Source organism: Streptomyces sp. NPDC012825 (assembly GCF_042900925.1).
Classification (GTDB): Bacteria; Actinomycetota; Actinomycetes; order Streptomycetales; family Streptomycetaceae; genus Streptomyces.
Genome location: NZ_JBIBBZ010000006.1, coordinates 236,771 through 254,260, shown reverse-complemented (window position 1 = coordinate 254,260; position 17,490 = coordinate 236,771). Strand labels below are relative to the sequence as shown.

Annotated in this window: 18 protein-coding genes; 11 read left to right on the top strand and 7 right to left on the bottom strand. The window is 75.4% G+C overall.

Annotated features, from left to right (window positions below):
- Positions 1 to 4: 4 nt before the first annotated feature.
- Entirely contained in the window at positions 5 to 640 is a 636-nt protein-coding gene (locus ACFY7E_RS16690; RefSeq protein ID WP_356543512.1) for a TIGR03085 family metal-binding protein, read from the bottom strand.
- 84 nt (positions 641 to 724) lie between these two features.
- On the opposite strand from ACFY7E_RS16690, the gene hisI reads away from it, so the two are divergent.
- The 11 genes from hisI to lgt all read left to right on the top strand — a co-directional run bounded on the left by hisI (position 725) and on the right by lgt (position 10,410).
- On the top strand, positions 725 to 1,075 hold the full coding sequence (gene hisI, locus ACFY7E_RS16685; protein WP_125666693.1) for a phosphoribosyl-AMP cyclohydrolase: 351 nt from the start codon (positions 725 to 727) through the stop codon (positions 1,073 to 1,075).
- Between the two features lie 11 nt (positions 1,076 to 1,086).
- Positions 1,087 to 2,577 carry an anthranilate synthase component I gene (locus ACFY7E_RS16680; RefSeq protein ID WP_389485391.1) on the top strand — a complete coding sequence of 497 codons (1,491 nt, stop codon included), beginning with the start codon at positions 1,087 to 1,089 and terminating at the stop codon, positions 2,575 to 2,577.
- Positions 2,578 to 2,591: 14 nt separating this feature from the next.
- Entirely contained in the window at positions 2,592 to 3,230 is a 639-nt protein-coding gene (locus tag ACFY7E_RS16675) for a TIGR02234 family membrane protein (RefSeq protein ID WP_389485388.1), read from the top strand.
- Positions 3,231 to 3,371: 141 nt separating this feature from the next.
- Complete coding sequence (locus ACFY7E_RS16670; RefSeq protein ID WP_389485638.1) at positions 3,372 to 3,626, top strand: HGxxPAAW family protein; 255 nt, start codon at positions 3,372 to 3,374, stop codon at positions 3,624 to 3,626.
- A gap of 249 nt (positions 3,627 to 3,875) precedes the next feature.
- The gene (locus tag ACFY7E_RS16665) at positions 3,876 to 4,523 is read left to right on the top strand and encodes a DUF2752 domain-containing protein (protein ID WP_389485386.1); all 648 of its coding nucleotides are present in this window, start codon (positions 3,876 to 3,878) and stop codon (positions 4,521 to 4,523) included.
- 139 nt (positions 4,524 to 4,662) lie between these two features.
- Complete coding sequence (gene trpC / locus ACFY7E_RS16660; protein ID WP_389485383.1) at positions 4,663 to 5,472, top strand: indole-3-glycerol phosphate synthase TrpC; 810 nt, start codon at positions 4,663 to 4,665, stop codon at positions 5,470 to 5,472.
- Positions 5,473 to 5,479: 7 nt separating this feature from the next.
- Positions 5,480 to 5,764: a tryptophan biosynthesis modulator TrpM gene (trpM, locus tag ACFY7E_RS16655; protein WP_389485380.1), complete on the top strand. Its 285-nt coding sequence runs from the start codon at positions 5,480 to 5,482 to the stop codon at positions 5,762 to 5,764.
- Positions 5,765 to 6,351: 587 nt separating this feature from the next.
- The gene (gene trpB / locus ACFY7E_RS16650; RefSeq protein ID WP_383447977.1) at positions 6,352 to 7,635 is read left to right on the top strand and encodes a tryptophan synthase subunit beta; all 1,284 of its coding nucleotides are present in this window, start codon (positions 6,352 to 6,354) and stop codon (positions 7,633 to 7,635) included.
- The gene (gene trpA / locus ACFY7E_RS16645; RefSeq protein WP_383447975.1) at positions 7,632 to 8,462 is read left to right on the top strand and encodes a tryptophan synthase subunit alpha; all 831 of its coding nucleotides are present in this window, start codon (positions 7,632 to 7,634) and stop codon (positions 8,460 to 8,462) included. Before trpB ends, trpA begins: the two co-directional genes overlap by 4 nt.
- Positions 8,463 to 8,532: 70 nt before the next feature.
- Complete coding sequence (locus ACFY7E_RS16640; RefSeq protein ID WP_389485377.1) at positions 8,533 to 9,354, top strand: DsbA family protein; 822 nt, start codon at positions 8,533 to 8,535, stop codon at positions 9,352 to 9,354.
- A gap of 99 nt (positions 9,355 to 9,453) precedes the next feature.
- Complete coding sequence (gene lgt / locus ACFY7E_RS16635; RefSeq protein WP_389485375.1) at positions 9,454 to 10,410, top strand: prolipoprotein diacylglyceryl transferase; 957 nt, start codon at positions 9,454 to 9,456, stop codon at positions 10,408 to 10,410.
- Positions 10,411 to 10,487: 77 nt separating this feature from the next.
- On the opposite strand, the gene ACFY7E_RS16630 is transcribed toward lgt, so the two are convergent.
- From ACFY7E_RS16630 to ACFY7E_RS16605, 6 genes are read right to left on the bottom strand one after another with little or no spacing between them, the layout of a single operon-like run.
- Positions 10,488 to 11,369 carry an HpcH/HpaI aldolase/citrate lyase family protein gene (locus ACFY7E_RS16630; protein ID WP_389485373.1) on the bottom strand — a complete coding sequence of 294 codons (882 nt, stop codon included), beginning with the start codon at positions 11,367 to 11,369 and terminating at the stop codon, positions 10,488 to 10,490.
- The gene (locus tag ACFY7E_RS16625; protein ID WP_389485371.1) at positions 11,366 to 12,610 is read right to left on the bottom strand and encodes a CaiB/BaiF CoA transferase family protein; all 1,245 of its coding nucleotides are present in this window, start codon (positions 12,608 to 12,610) and stop codon (positions 11,366 to 11,368) included. The genes ACFY7E_RS16630 and ACFY7E_RS16625 overlap by 4 nt, the downstream gene beginning before the upstream one ends.
- Positions 12,607 to 13,527, bottom strand: a complete 921-nt coding sequence (rbsK, locus tag ACFY7E_RS16620) for a ribokinase (protein WP_389485369.1) — start codon at positions 13,525 to 13,527, stop codon at positions 12,607 to 12,609. Before rbsK ends, ACFY7E_RS16625 begins: the two co-directional genes overlap by 4 nt.
- A complete protein-coding gene (locus ACFY7E_RS16615; protein ID WP_389485367.1) occupies positions 13,524 to 15,101 on the bottom strand; it encodes an ADP-ribosylglycohydrolase family protein in 1,578 nt (525 codons plus the stop codon). Before ACFY7E_RS16615 ends, rbsK begins: the two co-directional genes overlap by 4 nt.
- Entirely contained in the window at positions 15,098 to 16,303 is a 1,206-nt protein-coding gene (locus tag ACFY7E_RS16610; RefSeq protein WP_389485365.1) for an ADP-ribosylglycohydrolase family protein, read from the bottom strand. Before ACFY7E_RS16610 ends, ACFY7E_RS16615 begins: the two co-directional genes overlap by 4 nt.
- On the bottom strand, positions 16,230 to 17,411 hold the full coding sequence (locus tag ACFY7E_RS16605) for an ADP-ribosylglycohydrolase family protein (RefSeq protein ID WP_389485636.1): 1,182 nt from the start codon (positions 17,409 to 17,411) through the stop codon (positions 16,230 to 16,232). The genes ACFY7E_RS16610 and ACFY7E_RS16605 overlap by 74 nt, the downstream gene beginning before the upstream one ends.
- Positions 17,412 to 17,490 lie beyond the last annotated feature (79 nt).

Sequence of the window (17,490 nt, the reverse complement as noted above, 5' to 3'; positions counted from 1 at the left end):
GGCCCTAGATCCCCAGCCGCTTCGTCTCCCGCAGCCGCTCGATCGCCTGCGGCTCCCCGTCGAGCGCCACCTTCGCCGCGTCCTGCCGCCCGTACAGGTACATCGTCAGCTCGCCCGGCTCCCCGGAGGCCGTCACCACCGGGGTGCCCCTGCGGGCGACCACCGTCTGCCCGTCCGGGCGGCGCAGCACCAGGCCCACCGGGACCTTGCGGCCGAGCAGCCGGGCCGTGCGCTCCAGACGGGACCAGAGGACGTCCGCGAAGACCGGGTCCAGCTCACGGGCCGACCAGTGGGGCTGGGCCCGCCGCACGTCCTCCGCGTGCACGTAGAACTCGACGACGTTCGCCCCCTCGTCCACCTGCTTGATCGTGAACGGCGAGAACTTCGGCGGTCCCGTCCGGATGAGCCGGATCAGCTCGTCGTACGGCCGGTCGGCGAACTCCGCCTGCACCCGGTCCTGCCGGTCCTTCAGCGCCGGTACGAGCGAACCGGCCGCCGCGTCCGGGCGCCGCTCCCGCACCACCACATGGGCCGCGAGGTCCCGGGCCCGCCAGCCCTCGCAGAGCGTCGGCGCGTCCGGACCGGCCGCCTCCAACAGATCAGCCAGCAGAAGCCGTTCACGTTTGGCATGGGTCGACATGTCCGCCAGCGTACGGCGGACGCCCACGGTCCGCCCAGTGGACGCCCCGCCGGGCACCGCTCCCGGGCGCGGCACAATGGCGCCATGAGCAGCAATCTCGACCCGGCCCTCTCCGCCCGGCTCAAGCGCAGCCCGGACGGGCTCGTCCCCGCCATCGCCCAGCAGTACGACACCGGCGAGGTGCTGATGCTCGGCTGGATGGACGACGAGGCCCTGCACCGCACCCTCACCACCGGCCGCTGCACCTACTGGTCCCGCAGCCGCAACGAGTACTGGGTCAAGGGCGACACCTCCGGGCACGTCCAGCACGTCAAGTCCGTCGCCCTCGACTGCGACGCCGACACCCTCCTCGTCAAGGTCGACCAGGTCGGAGCCGCCTGCCACACCGGCGCCCGCACCTGCTTCGACGCCGACGTGCTCCCCGTATCCCAGTAAGGTCCGGTGCCATGGATCTCGAGACCTTCCGCAAGCTGGCGGCCGACCGCCGCGTCATCCCCGTCAGCCGCAGGCTCCTCGCGGACGGCGACACCCCGGTCGGGCTCTACCGCAAGCTCGCCGCCGAACGCCCCGGCACCTTCCTCCTCGAATCCGCGGAGAACGGCCGCTCCTGGTCCCGCTACTCCTTCATCGGGGTCCGCAGCGACGCCACGCTGACGGTGAAGGACGGCGAGGCCCACTGGCTCGGCACCCCGCCCGTCGGCGTCCCCGTCGACGGCGACCCCCTCCAGGCCCTGCGCGCCACCGTCGAGACCCTCCACACCCCCCGCGACCTCGCTTCGGGCATGCCCCCGTTCACCGGCGGCATGGTCGGCTACCTCGGCTACGACATCGTCCGCCGTCTGGAGAGGATCGGCGAGCACGGCCGCGACGACCTGGAGCTCCCCGAGCTCACCATGCTCCTCACCAGCGACCTCGCGGTCCTCGACCACTGGGACGGCTCGGTCCTCCTGATCGCCAACGCGATCAACCACAACGACCTGGAGACCGGCGTCGACGAGGCGTACGCGCACGCCGTCGCCCGCCTCGACGCCATGGAGGCCGACCTGGCCCGCCCGGTCGCCACCGCCCCCACCGCCCTGCCCGCCTCCGAGCTGCCCGACTACTCGGCCCTCTGGGGCGGCCCCGCCTACCAGGACGCCGTCGAGGACATCAAGGAGCGCATCCGGGCCGGCGAGGCCTTCCAGGTCGTGCCCTCGCAGCGGTTCGAGACCCCCTGCGCCGCCTCCGCGCTCGACGTCTACCGGGTCCTGCGGGCCACCAACCCGTCCCCGTACATGTACCTCTTCCGCTTCGAGAACGGCTTCGACGTCGTCGGATCCAGCCCCGAGGCCCTCGTCAAGGTCGAGGACGGGCGGGCGCTCGTGCACCCCATCGCCGGCACCCGGCACCGCGGCGCCACCCCGCAGGAGGACCACGACCTCGCCGAGGAGCTGCTCGCCGACCCCAAGGAGCGCGCCGAGCACCTCATGCTCGTCGACCTCGGCCGCAACGACCTCGGCCGGGTCTGCGCGCCCGGCTCCGTGGAGGTCGTCGACTTCATGTCGATCGAGCGGTACTCCCACGTCATGCACATCGTCTCCACCGTGACCGGCCGGGTCGCCGAGGGCCGCACCGCCTTCGACGTCCTCACCGCCTGCTTCCCCGCCGGAACCCTCTCCGGCGCCCCCAAGCCGCGCGCCATGCAGATCATCGAGGAGCTCGAACCCTCCCGGCGCGGCCTGTACGGCGGATGTGTCGGTTATCTCGATTTCGCCGGCGACGCGGACACCGCCATCGCCATCCGCACCGCCCTGCTCCGCGACGGCACCGCGTACGTGCAGGCCGGAGCGGGTGTCGTCGCCGACTCCGACCCGGCCGCCGAGGACGACGAGTGCCGCAACAAGGCCGCGGCCGTCCTCCGGGCCGTCCACACCGCCAACCGGATGAACGCCTCCTGAGCGCGTAGGGGATAGTGGGGTACGTGAGCGCCGTACCCGTACCCCAGCCCCGGACCGCCCGAGCGGCCGCCCCCACGGGCGGCCGTCGCAGCCTGGCCGCGGCCCTCCTCCTCGGCGCCCTCGGCGCCACCGTCGTCCTGCTCTCCGCCGGGCAGATCTGGGCGCAGGGCACCGCGGCCGTCGGCGGCGGCAGCGTCCCCGTCGAGGCCGACGGCGGCACCGTCACCGGCGTGCCGACCGCCCTCGCGATCGTCGGCCTGGCCGCGCTCTTCGCCGTCTTCGCCGTCCGCCGCACCGGCCGCACCCTCGTCGCCGCGCTCCTCGCGCTGAGCGGCGCGGGCGCCGCGCTCGCCGCCGTCCTCGGCGCCTCCGACCGGACCGCCCTGGACGCCGAGGCCGCCCGGATCAGCGGCGACACGGCCGCCGCCGTCGCCGGCCTGACCCACACCGTCTGGCCGTACGTGACCGCCGCGGGCGCCGCCCTCATCCTGCTCGCCGGCCTCTTCGCACTCCGCTTCGGCAAGAACTGGCCCGCCATGGGCGGCCGCTACGAGCGCACCGGCGCCGCCCGCAAGGCCCCCACGGCCGACCCCGACCGGCCCGAGGACCTGTGGAAGGCCCTGGACCGCGGCGAGGACCCCACCCGGAACTGACCGGGCCGGGGCGCCGACCGCGACGCGTGATCGTCCCGGTACCCCCGATTCATCCTCGCGCGCCCGCGTGCGGGACAATGAGCGCCGAGCGTCCGCGCACGCGTGACCTCACCACCGAGCAACAGCAACGAGGAGCAACTCATGGCGGGCAGCGCCCACGGACACACCCCGGCCGCCTGGACCGGTGTCATCATCTCCTTCATCGGCTTCTGCATCGCCGGAGTCTTCATGGTGGCCGCCAACGTGCCCGGTTTCTGGGCGGGCATCGCCGTCGTCCTCCTCGGCGGTGTCGTCGGCGGAGCGATGAAGGTGGCGGGCCTCGGCATGCCGAAGGAGTCGGCCGACGTGGCCGCCGCCCGCGAGGCCGCGAGCACCACCGCGCGGGCCCATTCCTGACGCGACCCCACGCACACGAGGGCGCGGCCCGGCAACGCCGGACCGCGCCCTCGCGCGTGAGGGGGCCGGGTCGCGCGCACGCGCGTGAGGGGAGTCGGGTCGCGTCCTCGGGTGCGTGAGGACCTGGGCCGAATCCGCGCGGGGATCCGGGTCGCGCCAGCGCGCGCCTGAGGGGGACGCGAAGCCGCCGTGCCGCGGGGAACCGCCGTCCGGGCTGCGCTCGCGCGCGTGAGGGGCGAGAATCACCGCGTGGACCCACATCCGACGCCCGAACCCGCGACCGACGCCCTCCGCCGCACCCGGTCGGCGGAACCCGCCCCGACGAATGCCGGGGATCCGGGGACGGACGCCCTCGCCGCGCCCCCGTCGCCCGCCCGGTCCGGGCCGTCCCGGGGCCCCGTACCCCCGTCCCCGTCCTGGGGTCCCGTACCCCCGTCCCCGTACGGGACCGCCCGGTACGAACCGTCCGGGCGGCCCGTGTTCCCGCCCCCGCCGCCCCGCTCGCGCGCGCGGCGCCTGCTCGCGCCCGTCGGGGCGCTCGCCGGGGTCGTCGCGGCGTTCGCGTACGTCGGGGCCGTCGACCCCAACGAACCCGGGCACTACCCGGTCTGCCCGCTGCTCCGCTTCACCGGTCTGTACTGCCCCGGCTGCGGCGGGCTCCGCAGTGCCCACGCCTTCGCCCACGGCGACCTTCCGGCCGCCCTCGGCGCCAACGCCCTCGCCGTCGTCGGCTACGGAGTGTTCGCCGTCGTGGCCGTCCTGTGGCTGGTACGCGCCTACCGGGGCGCACCGATGCGCCTCTCGGTCCCCCCGAACTGGTGGTGGGGGATCGGGGCCGTCCTCGTCCTCTTCTCCCTGGTCCGGAACCTTCCCCTCGGTTCCGCGCTGGCCCCGTGAGGGCCCGCCGGGACCCCGGCGGGACGTCCCAGCAGATGGGACGCCGCTCCGGTCGATGCGAGACCGGGGCCGTCCTGCGGATAGGATCGACGTGGCTGAACCTGGTTCATCATCACCGTCCCGGAAGGGGGCCCCTCGCGTGAGTGTGCTCGACGAGATCATCGAAGGCGTGCGCGCCGACCTCGCAGAGCGGCAGGCGCGGGTCACCCTCGACGAGCTCAAGGAGCGCGCCGCCAAGGCGCCGCAGGTCAAGGACGGCGTCGCCGCACTGCGCGGCGACGGCGTCAAGGTGATCTGCGAGGTCAAGCGCTCCAGCCCGTCCAAGGGCGCGCTCGCCGCGATCGCCGACCCGGCCGGACTCGCCGCGGACTACGAGGCGGGCGGCGCGGCCGTCATCTCCGTCCTCACCGAGGAGCGCCGCTTCGGCGGCTCCCTCGCGGACCTGGAGGCCGTCCGCGCCAAGGTCGACATCCCGGTCCTGCGCAAGGACTTCATCGTCACCGCGTACCAGCTCTGGGAGGCGCGGGCGTACGGAGCGGACCTCGCGCTCCTCATCGTCGCCGCCCTGGAGCAGGAGGCCCTCGTCTCCCTCATCGAGCGGGCCGAGTCCATCGGGCTCACCCCGCTGGTCGAGGTGCACGACGAGGAGGAGGTCGAGCGCGCCGTCGACGCGGGCGCCCGGATCATCGGCGTCAACGCCCGCAACCTCAAGACCCTCAAGGTCGACCGCTCCACCTTCGAGCGCGTCGCCCCCGAGATCCCGGCGCACGTCGTCAAGGTCGCCGAGTCCGGCGTCCGCGGCCCGCACGACCTCATCGCGTACGCCAACGCGGGCGCCGACGCGGTCCTCGTGGGCGAGTCCCTGGTGACCGGCCGCGACCCGAAGGCCGCCGTCGCCGACCTGGTCGCCGCCGGCGCCCACCCGGCCCTCCGCCACGGGCGGAGCTGACCGGACCATGACCCCCCGCCGCGACACGCCGACCCCTCCGGGCCCCGCCCGGGGGGACGCCGCCGTGCCGTCGGCACCCGGGCGCCGCGGCCGGCTCCGTACCGCCGCGGCCCCCGTCCCCGCGCACGCCCCCCTGGCCCGGGGCTGCCGCCCGCGCGGCTGCCGCGCGCCCGCCCGGCGGGTCCTCGGCCGCCGGGTGCGGTACGTGATCGGCGACGAGCCCGGCCAGGTCAACGGCATGCGATGGCGCCCGCGCCTCGCGCGCGTCTCCACGCACGCCGCCAGCGCCTAGCCGCCACGGTTTCCGTCCCCTCACCCGCGCGGGCCCCCGTTCCACGAGGACCCCGCACGGACGGCACCGCGCCGACACGGGCCTCCGCCATCCCGGCACGGGCCCCCGCCATCCGGGCGGGGAGCCTCCGCCACCCCGGCGGGACTCCCGCCGCCTCGGTGCGGGCCCCCGCCCCTCCGTTGTGGGCAGTTGTTCCGCTGGGGCGTGGGGGTCCCCCCCTCCGGGGGAGGGTGGGCACAACGGGACGGCGCCCCTCGCCGGGCCCAGGCTTCCGCGCCCCGACCCGCACCCGGTGCGCGCCGCGCCGGTGGTGCGGGCGGGAGCAAGGGGCGGAGGCGCCGCCAAGGGCGCCGTCCCGTGTGCCCACCCGTCCCGCCCTGCGGGACGATTGCCCACACGGGCGGGGCGGCGGCCCGCACAGGCGGTGCGGCGGCAGCCCGTCACCGGTGCCCAGCACCGGCGACCGCCCCGGCACCGGCCGACGGCGACGGCCACCGCACCGGCAACCGCGTAAGCGAGCGGCGCGCGCATACCGTGACCATCACCCACACGTATCCCGGGGCACCCGCCCCGCGAGGAGCAACCGCATGTCCAGCGAGTTCTTCATTCCCGACCCGGACGGTCAGGTCCCCACCGCCGAGGGCTACTTCGGCGCCTACGGCGGCAAGTTCATCCCGGAGGCCCTCGTCGCCGCCGTGGACGAGGTCGCCGTCGAGTACGACAAGGCCAAGTCCGACCCCGAGTTCGCCCGCGAGCTCAACGACCTGATGGTGAACTACACGGGCCGCCCGAGCGCCCTCACCGAGGTCCCCCGGTTCGCCGGGCACGCCGGCGGCGCCCGGATCTTCCTCAAGCGCGAGGACCTCAACCACACCGGCTCGCACAAGATCAACAACGTGCTCGGCCAGGCCCTCCTGACCAGGCGCATGGGCAAGACCCGGGTCATCGCGGAGACCGGCGCCGGACAGCACGGCGTCGCCACCGCCACCGCCTGCGCCCTCTTCGGCCTCGACTGCACCATCTACATGGGCGAGATCGACACCCAGCGCCAGGCGCTCAACGTCGCCCGGATGCGGATGCTCGGCGCCGAGGTCGTCGCCGTGAAGTCCGGCAGCCGCACCCTCAAGGACGCCATCAACGAGGCCTTCCGCGACTGGGTCGCCAACGTCGACCGCACGCACTACCTCTTCGGCACCGTCGCCGGCCCGCACCCCTTCCCCGCCATGGTCCGCGACTTCCACCGCGTCATCGGCGTCGAGGCCCGCCGCCAGATCCTGGAGCGCGCCGGACGCCTCCCCGACGCGGCCGTCGCCTGCGTCGGCGGCGGCTCCAACGCCATCGGCCTCTTCCACGCCTTCGTCCCCGACGCCGACGTGCGCCTGATCGGCTGCGAGCCGGCCGGTCACGGCGTCGAGACCGGCGAGCACGCGGCCACCCTCACCGCCGGCGAGCCCGGCATCCTGCACGGCTCGCGCAGCTACGTCCTCCAGGACGACGAGGGCCAGATCACCGAGCCGTACTCGATCTCGGCCGGCCTCGACTACCCCGGCATCGGCCCCGAGCACGCCCACCTCAAGGACAGCGGCCGCGGCGAGTACCGGGCCGTCACCGACGACGCCGCCATGCAGGCGCTCCGGCTGCTCTCCCGCACCGAGGGCATCATCCCGGCCATCGAGTCGGCCCACGCCCTCGCCGGGGCGATCGAGGTCGGCAGGGAGCTGGGCCCCGAGGGCCTGATCGTGGTCAACCTCTCCGGGCGCGGCGACAAGGACATGGACACCGCCGCCCGCTACTTCGGCCTGTACGACACCGACGCCGAGGTCGCCGCGGACGCCGGCGACACCGCCGAGATCGAGGGGGACGCCAAGTGAGCGGCAACATCCAGCTGTTGAGCGACACCCTCGCCGCGGCGAAGTCCGAGGACCGGGCCGCGCTCATCGCCTACCTGCCGGCCGGCTTCCCGACCGTCGACGGCGGCATCGCGGCGATCAAGGCCGTCTTCGACGGCGGCGCCGACGTCGTCGAGGTCGGCCTCCCGCACAGCGACCCCGTCCTCGACGGTCCGGTCATCCAGACCGCCGACGACATCGCCCTGCGCGGCGGCGTCCGGATCGCCGACGTCATGCGCACGGTCCGCGAGGCCCACGAGGCGACCGGGAAGCCGGTCCTCGTCATGACGTACTGGAACCCGATCGACCGCTACGGCGTCGAGCGCTTCACCGAGGAGCTCGCCGCGGCCGGCGGCGCGGGCTGCATCCTGCCCGACCTGCCGGTCCAGGAGTCCGCGCTCTGGCGCGAGCACGCCGACAAGCACGGCCTCGCGACCGTCTTCGTCGTCGCGCCCAGCAGCAGGGACGAGCGCCTCGCCACCATCACGGCGGCCGGGTCCGGCTTCGTCTACGCCGCCTCCCTCATGGGCGTCACCGGCACCCGCGCGTCGGTCGGCGAGCAGGCGGCCGACCTGGTCCGCCGCACCCGCGCCGCCGTCGAGCCCGGCCGCACCCTCCCGGTCTGCGTCGGCCTCGGGGTCTCCGACGCCGCCCAGGCCAAGGAGGTCGCCGCCTTCGCCGACGGCGTCATCGTCGGCTCCGCCTTCGTCAAGCGGATCCTCGACGCCGACGGCGACGAGGCCGCCGGACTCGCCGCCGTGCGGGAACTGGCGGCCGAACTCGCCACGGGCGTCCGCCGGGATTCGTAACCCGTCACCCGTCCGGGTGGTTCAGGGACCGGGGAGGCGCGCCCGCGCCTCCCCGGTTCGTTGTCCGGGCGTGAGCCAGAACAACCGTGGTGACGGTAACCGGAACGCGCGCGAGCGCCTTCAGCAGCAGCGCGAGCGCGACAAGTCCCGTGAGCGGCAGCGGCGCGTCCTGATCGTGTCGTCGGCGGTGGTCGGCGTCCTCGCGCTCGCCGCGGTCGTCGGCGTGATCGCCGCGAGCGCCGGCAAGGACGGCGGATCCGACAAGGCCGGCCCGGTGGTCGCGCCGTCGACCTCCGTCGAGGGCGACAAGCCCGCCATCCCCACCGGCCGGCCGGACGCCCCCGCCACCCTCCAGATCTGGGAGGACTTCCGCTGCCCGGCGTGCGCCCAGTTCGAGAACGTCATGCGGGACTCCATCCACGAGCTGGAGGCCTCCGGACAGCTCAGGACCGAGTACCACCTCGCCACCCTCATCGACGGGAACATGGGCGGCAGCGGCTCGCTGCGCGCGGCGAACGCCGCCGCGTGCGCCCAGGACGCCGGGAAGTTCACCCCGTACCACGACACGCTCTACATCAACCAGCCGCAGGAGACGGACGACGCCTTCGGCGACAACAAGAAGCTGATCGAGCTGGCGGCGAAGGTCCCGGGCCTCGACACGCCGACGTTCCGCTCCTGCGTGGAGGACGGCACGCACGACAGCTGGGTCGTGAAGTCCAACGAGGCCTTCCAGAAGGGCGGCTTCCGCGGCACCCCGACCGTCCTCCTCGACGGCGAGTCGATCTTCCCGACCAAGGGGAACGAGCAGCTCTCCCCGGAGAACCTGAAGAAGTGGGTCGCCGAGGCCGGCAAGGGCGAGAAGCCCGGCACGGCCTCCCCGTCGGCCGGCTGAGCCGCCCCCGGCGGGCCCCCGTCCACCGGGGTTAGTTACCCAGACGTTGCCGGGCGGGCTGCCGTCGCGCCCGCCCGGCAGGGTAGCGTCGGACCTGCCATGGACCTTGCCTACATTCCCAGCCCGTCGACCGGCGTGATCCACCTCGGACCGATCCCGCTGCGCGGCTATGCCTTCTGCATCATCATCGGTGTCTTCGTCGCCGTCTGGTACGGCAACAAGCGCTGGATCGCCCGGGGCGGCACCGCCGGCACCGTGGCCGACATCGCCGTCTGGGCGGTGCCCTTCGGCCTCGTCGGCGGCCGTCTCTACCACGTGATCACCGACTACCAGCTGTACTTCAGCGAGGGTGAGAACTGGGTCGACGCCTTCAAGATCTGGGAGGGCGGCCTCGGCATCTGGGGCGCCATCGCGCTCGGCGCGGTGGGCGCCTGGATCGGCTGCCGCCGCCGGGGCATCCCGCTCCCCGCGTACGCCGACGCCATCGCGCCCGGCATCGCCCTCGCCCAGGCCGTCGGCCGCTGGGGCAACTGGTTCAACCAGGAGCTGTACGGCCGGGCGACCGACCTGCCCTGGGCCCTGAAGATCAGCGAGGGCGCGAACCGCGAGGCCGGGACCTACCACCCGACCTTCCTGTACGAGTCCCTCTGGTGCGTCGGCGTCGCCCTCCTCGTCGTCTGGGCCGACCGCCGCTTCAGGCTCGGCCACGGGCGCGCCTTCGCGCTCTACGTCGCCGCGTACTGCGCGGGCCGCGGCTGGATCGAGTACATGCGCGTCGACGAGGCGCACCACGTGCTCGGCCTGCGTCTGAACGTGTGGACGGCCATCGTCGTCTTCCTCCTCGCGGTGGTCTACATCGTGGTCTCGTCGCGGGTCCGGCCGGGACGCGAGGAGATCGTGGAGCCGAAGGCCGGGGAGAAGGCGGAGGGCTCGGAGAAGGCCGGGGAGTCCGACGAGGACGCCCCTGCCGACGCCGACGCCGACACGAAGGCGGACGGCTCCTCCGGTGCCGTCGACCTCGGCAAGGACATGGAGCACGGCGCCGGGAAGAGCTGACCGCCCCGCCCGCGGCGATCGCGAGGGCCGCCGGAGCCGAAAGGTTCCGGCGGCCCTTCCGCGTGCGGGGGCACGGGTCACCCGGTCCGCGCAGCGAGGGCGAGGACCCGGCGGGCGCCCTCCACCACCGCCGCGTCGACGAACCGGCCGTCCGGGAGGGCCAGCGCGCCACGCCCGGTCGCGGCGACGATCTCCCGGGCCTCGTCGACCTCCTCCGGGGTGGGGAGATAGGCGCGCTCGATGACCGGGAGCTGGCGGGGATGGATGGCCGCGCGGCCCAGGAAGCCCAGCGCCCGGCCCCGGGCGCAGTCGGCGGCCAGCCCCTCCAGGTCGCGGACGTGGGGGTGGACCGACTGGGTGGGGGGCGGGAGGGCGGCCGCGCGGGCCGCGACCACCAGCCGGCCGCGCGACCAGTCGAGCCCGCCGTCCTCCCGCACTCCCAGGTCGGAGCGGAGGTCGGCCTCGCCGAGCGCGATGCCGCGCACGGCGGGGTGGGCGGAGGCGATGGCGTACGCGTTCTCCACCGCGAGGGCGCTCTCCAGGAGCGGGTAGAGCGGGAGGCCCGGGGCGAGGCCGGCGATCCGGTGGATGTCAGTGGCGTGTGTCACCTTGGGTACACGGAGACCGCAGAGGCCGGGGAGGGGGGTCAGGGCGGGGATGTCGAGCGGGGTGTGGACGCGGACGTGGACCGGGACGGGGTGCACGTCCGCGAGGAGATCGACCGTCGCCTCCAGGGCGTACGCCTTGCGGTGCGGGGCGACCGCGTCCTCCAGATCGACGATCACGACGTCGGCGCCGGAGGCCAGGGCCTTGCGGACGACCTCGGGCCGGTCGCCGGGCGCGTACAGCCAGGTGAGCGGGGTGTGCGGCCCGGCGGTGCCGCTCGCGACGGGCGCGCCGGTCCGCTCGCGGGGGCCGCTGACCCTGCCCGGGTTCCGGACGCCGTGGGTGCCGCTCATACCGCCCCCTGGTCGCGGAGGGCACCGATCTCGGCGGGGCTGAGGCCGAGTTCGGCGAGGACGGCGGCGGTGTCGGCGCCGTGCGGGCGGCCGGACCAGCGGATGGCGCCGGGGGTCTCGGAGAGCCGGAAGAGGACGTTCTGCATCCTGATCGGCCCCAGCTCGGGGTCGTCCACTTCGGTGACGGTGCCGAGCGCCTGGTACTGCGGGTCGTCGAGGACGTCACGGACGTCGTAGACGGGGGCGATGGCGGCCTCCGCCTTCTCGAAGGCCGCCATCGCCTCGTCGCGGGTGCGGCGGGCGATCCACGAGCCGACCGCCTCGTCCAGGACGTCCGCGTGCGCCGCCCGGCCCGCGCCGTCGGCGAACCACGGCTCGTCGATCAGCTCCGGGCGGCCGACGAGGTTCAGGACCCGTTCCGCGATCGACTGGGCGGAGGTGGAGACGGCGACCCAGGAGCCGTCGGCGGTCCGGTAGGTGTTGCGCGGGGCGTTGTTGCGGGAGCGGTTGCCGGTGCGGGGCTGGACGTATCCGAGCTGGTCGTACCAGAGGGGGTGGGGTCCGATGACGGAGAGCATCGGTTCGATGATGGCCATGTCCACGACCTGGCCGCGGCCGGTCGTCGTCCTGGCGGTGAGCGCGGTCATCACGGCGTACGCGGTGGCCAGGGCGGCGATCGAGTCGGCCAGGCCGAAGGGGGGCAGGGTCGGCGGGCCGTCGGGCTCGCCGGTGATGGCGGCGAAGCCGCTCATCGCCTCGGCGAGGGTGCCGAAGCCGGGGCGGTGGGAGTACGGGCCGAACTGGCCGAAGCCGGTGACGCGGGCGAGGACCAGACGCGGGTTGGCGGCGGAGAGCTCCTCCCAGCCCAGGCCCCAGCGCTCCAGGGTGCCGGGGCGGAAGTTCTCCACGATCACGTCGGCGTCGGCGGCGAGCGCGAGGAGGGTGGCGCGGCCGCCCGGCGTGGACAGGTCGAGGGTGATCGTCCGCTTGTTGCGGCCCAGGACCTTCCACCACAGGCCGATCCCGTCCTTGGCGGGGCCGTGGCCGCGGGACGGGTCCGGCCTGCGGGGGTGCTCGACCTTGACGACGTCGGCGCCGAAGTCGCCCAGCATCATGGCGGCGAGCGGCCCGGCGAAGAGGGTCGCGAGGTCCAGGACCCGCAGCCCCCGGAGGGGCGGGGCGGAGCCGTCGGTCTCCGGCGCGGTGTCAGGCGTGGCGTCCTGTGCGGTGTTCGGCGTCATACGGGATCGGCCTCCAGGGAGTCGGGGGAGCGGAAGGCCGCTTCGATGTCGACGCGGTACGGCATCGAGGTCGACGCGCCCTCGCGCCGGACGGAGAGCGCGGCGGCGGTCTGCGCCCAGGCGAGCGCCTCCGGGGCGGGACGGCCCTCGCCCAGGGCGACCGCGAGGGCGCCGACGAAGGTGTCGCCGGCGCCGGTGGTGTCCACGGCCCTGACCCGGCGGGCGGGCACGGCGACCGGTTCGGCGCCGCGCGCCGCGTACAGGCTGCCGGCCGCGCCCAGGGTGACCACCACCTCGGGGACGTCCCGCAGCAGGGCCTCGGCGGCGGCGCGCGGGTCCGTGCGGCCGGTGAGCGCGGCGGCCTCGTGCTCGTTCGGCACCAACAGGTCGGTGACGGCGAGGAGTTCGGGAGGGAGCGGCTGCGCGGGGGAGGGGGTGAGGACGGTGCGGACGCCGCGCCGGCGGGCGGCCGTGGCGCCCTCGACGACGACGGGGAGGGGGAGTTCGAGCTGGAGGAGCAGGGTGTCGGCGGTGCCGATGAGGGCCTCGTCGCCGTGGGTGAGGGAGGTGACGGTGCCGTTGGCGCCGGGGACGACGACGATCGCGTTGCCGCCCTCGTCGTCCACGACGATGTGGGCGGTGCCCGAGGCGCCCTCGGCGGTGCGCAGGAGGTCGGTGTCCACCGCGCAGTGCTCCAGGGCGGCCCGCAGCCGCGTGCCGAAGCCGTCCGTGCCGACCGCGCCGATCATCGCGACCTCGCCGCCGGCGCGGGCGGCGGCGACGGCCTGGTTGGCGCCCTTGCCGCCGGGGATCGTACGGAAGGAGCGGCCGGTGACGGTCTCGCCGGGGGCCGGGGCCCTCGGCACATAGGCGACGAGGTCCATGTTCGTGCTGCCGAGCACGACGATGCTGGTCATGGGCGTACTGCCTCCAGGTGTGTCAGTGCGGCCAGGGTGTCGAAACCGATGCCGTCGAAGGACGGGACCGAGGTCGCGAGGCGGTTCTTGAGGGGGGAGGTCCAGCGCTCGGGGAGCCGGTCGGGCCGGCCGGCGAGCAGACCGGCGACCGAGCCGGCGGTGGCGCCGTTGGAGTCGGTGTCCCAGCCGCCCGAGACCGCCGCGCAGACGGAGCGGGAGAAGTCGCCGTCGGCGTGGGTGAGGGCGGCGGCGAGCAGGGCGGCGTTGGGGACGGCGTGCACCCAGTGGTACCCGCCGAGTTCGGCGTGCAGCCGGTCCGCGACGGCGTCGAAGTCGGGGTGGGCGCGGGCGTGCGCGATGCCCCGGCGGACCGCCCGCGCGAGGCGGGAACGCGGCGGGACCACGGCGAGTCCGGCGGCGAGCGCCCGGTGGACGTCGGCGGTGCCGGACGCGGCGGCGGCGACGGTGGCGGCGACGAACATGGCGCCGTACACGCCGTTGGCGGTGTGGGTGAGCACCGCGTCCCGGTACGCCTGCGCGGCGGCGGCCGCCGGGTCGCCCGGGTGGGTCCAGCCGTGCACGTCGGCCCGGATCTGGGCGCCGATCCACTCGCGGAAGGGGTTGCGGCGGACGGCGGTCAGCGGGGGTTCGATCCCGTCGAGGAGGTTGCGGTAGGCGACGCGCTCGGCCGTGAAGGTGCGGCCGGCGGGGAGTTCGTCGAGCCAGAGGCGGGCGACGTCGGCGGTGGTGAAGTCGCGGCCGTACCGCTGGAGCAGGAGGAGGTTCAGCAGGGGGTAGTTGAGGTCGTCGTCCTCGGGCATGCCGTCGATGTTCTCGGCGAGGGAGGTGGCGGCGGACCGCCGGTTCCAGGGGTGGGCGGCGAGCAGTCCGGGAGGCACGCCCCGGGCGGTGAACCAGGTGCTGAGGGGCCAGTTGCCGGTGGCGCGGGCCAGGGCGCGGATCGCGGGGAGGGGGAGCTTCTCGACGGGTTTGCCGAGCAGGCACCCGACGGCACGGCCGAGCCAGGCGGCGTGCAGCCGGGGGAGGAGGGCGGGGTCGTGCGCTGCTTCCGCCGCCGCTCCGGGGGAGGGCGGGCCTCCGCCGGGCCGGGGAGCCGCGCCTTCGTGGGCCCGGGGGCCCGAGGTCTCGCGCGGGGCGTCCGGCACCGGGCGGGGGGCCGAGGCGACGTGGGCGTCGTGGGCGTCGTGGCCGCCGTGGTCGTCGTACGGGGAGCCCGGCGCCCGGCTCCGGGCATGCCCGTCCCCGGCGCCGGGCCCCTCCTGGGTGCCTCCGGCGGGGGCGGAGGTCAGGGCCAGGATGCCGGGCAGGGCGGTCGGCTCGTGCTCCGCGAGCGGGGAGGGGAGCGCGGCCAGGGCGTCCAGGAGTTCCTCCGCCAGGGGGCGGAGGTCCGGGCGGGGCGTTGCGGAGGCGCCGGCCGCGTCCGGGGCGGGCGGGCCGCCCGCCGCCGCCCAGCGGGCCGCCTGGGCGCGGACGTCGCGGCCGTCCTCCGCCGCCTGCCGGAGCTCGTGGCCCACCAGGTCCTCCGGCTGCACCCAGGTCACACGGAGGTTCACCGGTCCGCGCTCGTCAGCGCCGCGAACGCCGACTCGTGCGCCCGGCGCGCCTCCGCGTCCCGCGCGAAGACCTCGCGGGCGACCCCGGCCAGGGCCCGCGCCGGGGCGTGCAGGTCGAGGCGGCTCGCCTCCGCCACCCGCTTCGCCCAGTCGGCGGGCACGACCGCCTCGCCGTGCAGCGCGCCCACGATCGCGCCCGCCATCGTGGCGATCGAGTCGCAGTCCCGGCCGTAGTTGACGGCGCCCAGGACCGTGCGCCGGAAGTCGCCCCCGCCGACGAGCAGCATCCCCAGGGCGATCGGCAACTCCTCGATCGCGTGGAGCCGGGAGGGCCGCCGGGCGCCGAGGGACGGCGCGCGGTAGTCGGGGCCGACCGTGTCGAAGGGGGCCACCGCCCGGCGCAGGGGGGTGAGGGCGGTCTCGAAGTCCGTGTGGCGGGCGGCCGCTTCGGCCACCGCCTCGATCGCCGCCTCCGTGCCGTCCTTCGCCAGGGCCAGGGCCGCGTCCACCACCGAGACCGGCGTCGCGCCCGGTACGCAGGCCGCCGCCACCGCCGCCGCGAACACGCCCGCCGCCTCCCGTCCGTACGAGGACTGGTGCGCGCCCGCCAGGTCGAGGGCCTCGGCGTAGGCGGCCGGCGGGTTGGCGGCGTTGACGAGTCCGACCGGCGCCATGTACATCGCGGCGCCGCAGTTGACGATGTTGCCGCTGCCGGCCTCGCGCGGGTCCACGTGGCCGTAGTGGAGCCGGGTCACGATCCACTTCTCGGCGAGGAAGATCCGCTGGAGCGGCAGCGCCTCGGCCTCCAGTTCCGGGATCCAGACGGGGGAGTTCATGAGTTCGGGGACGAGGTGGTCCGCGACCGCGTACGCGTCGAGGTGGCCGCGGACCTTCTCGTACACCCGGATCAGGGTGTGGGTCATCAGGGTGTCGTCGGTGACGTGCCCGTCGCCCTTGTGGTACGGGGCGATGGGGCGGGCGGTGCGCCAGGCCTCGCCGTTCCAGGGGCCGACGATCCCGGTGACGCGGCCGCCGTGGCGCTCCAGGATCTGCTCGGGGGTGTAGCCCTCGACGGGGCCGCCGAGCGCGTCGCCGACGGCGGCTCCGAGGAGGCTGCCGGTGATCCGGTCATCCAGGGTGGGAGCGCCCGGCGTGTTCGGTGTGGGTGCAGCCGGGTCGGGCACGTCCAGTGTGGGTTCCATGTCGGAATTGTCCCCCTGGGGCGGCCGGTTCCGTGGCTCCGAGCAGCCCGGCGAGTTCCACCAGGTCGGTCCCCGCGAGCCGGGGCAGCGCGCAGCCCGCGAGCCTCCGGCAGGCCTCGCGCCAGCTCGCCGGGATCGAACGGCCGCCGCCGAGCGCGCCGGTGAGCGCGCCCGCGAGCGCCGGGGCCGAGTCCGCGACCCGGGAGAGACAGGCGGCGGCCGGGACCGCGGCCGTCGTCTCGCCCCGGGCGGCGAGGGCGAGCGCGAGGGCGACCGGGACCGTCTCGGCGGCGGCGACGCCGTAACTGTAGACGTGGTCCACGATCCGGTGCTCCAGGAGCGGGACGAGCGCGAAGGCCGAGTCGGCGGACCGGGCGAGCTCCACGGCGTGCCGGGCGTTGCGGCCGATCTCGGTGGCGGGCGGGAGTTCGGCGAGCGCCGCCCCGACGGCCTCGTCGACGTCCGCCCCGCCGAGGGCCGCGGCGACCGCCGCCGCCGTCGCGCGCGCGCCGTGCACGCCGTCGCCGTCCTGGGTGTACCGGGCGTCGAACTCCGCGAGTTCGGCGGCGGCGCGCGGATCGCCCGGGTGGACGAGGGCCAGGACGGCGGCCCGTACGCAGGCGGCGTCGTCGAAGTAGTGCGGGTTGTCGTGGCCGGTCGCGGGCGGGCGCAGGCCGGTGGCGAGGTTGCCGAGACCGGCCCGTACGGAGATCCGGGCGCGGAGGGGCAGGACGGCGGACTCGACCTCGGGGGCGCGGTCGGCGGCGGCCGCGACCTGCCCGGCGAGGGCGTTCCAGGCGAGGTCGACGGCGGCGCGGAGCCGGCGCTCCGGGGGCAGGCCGGACAGGGCGGGGTCGGCGGAGGCGAGGATCGCCTCGGCGGTGAAGACCGCCCACTCTGCGTCGTCGGAGGGGCCCAGCAGGAGGGGCTCGGGGGGCTGGTTGAGGGCGATGGGGACGGGGAGGGCGGTCGTCGCGTTCTGCTCCGCGAAGGTGTCGAGCTCCCGGGTGAGGCGGCGGGTCCACTCGGGCATCCGGGCGGCCCGGTGCCGCGCGGCGGGCCACCCGGCGGCGTCACCCGCGGCGAGCCCGAGGAGAAGCCCTTCGATCGCGTCGCGCCTTGCGGTGACCTGGGCGGTCGGCGTCTGGAGCGGGGTGGTGGGCGCGGTGACCCGGGCGGTCGGCGCC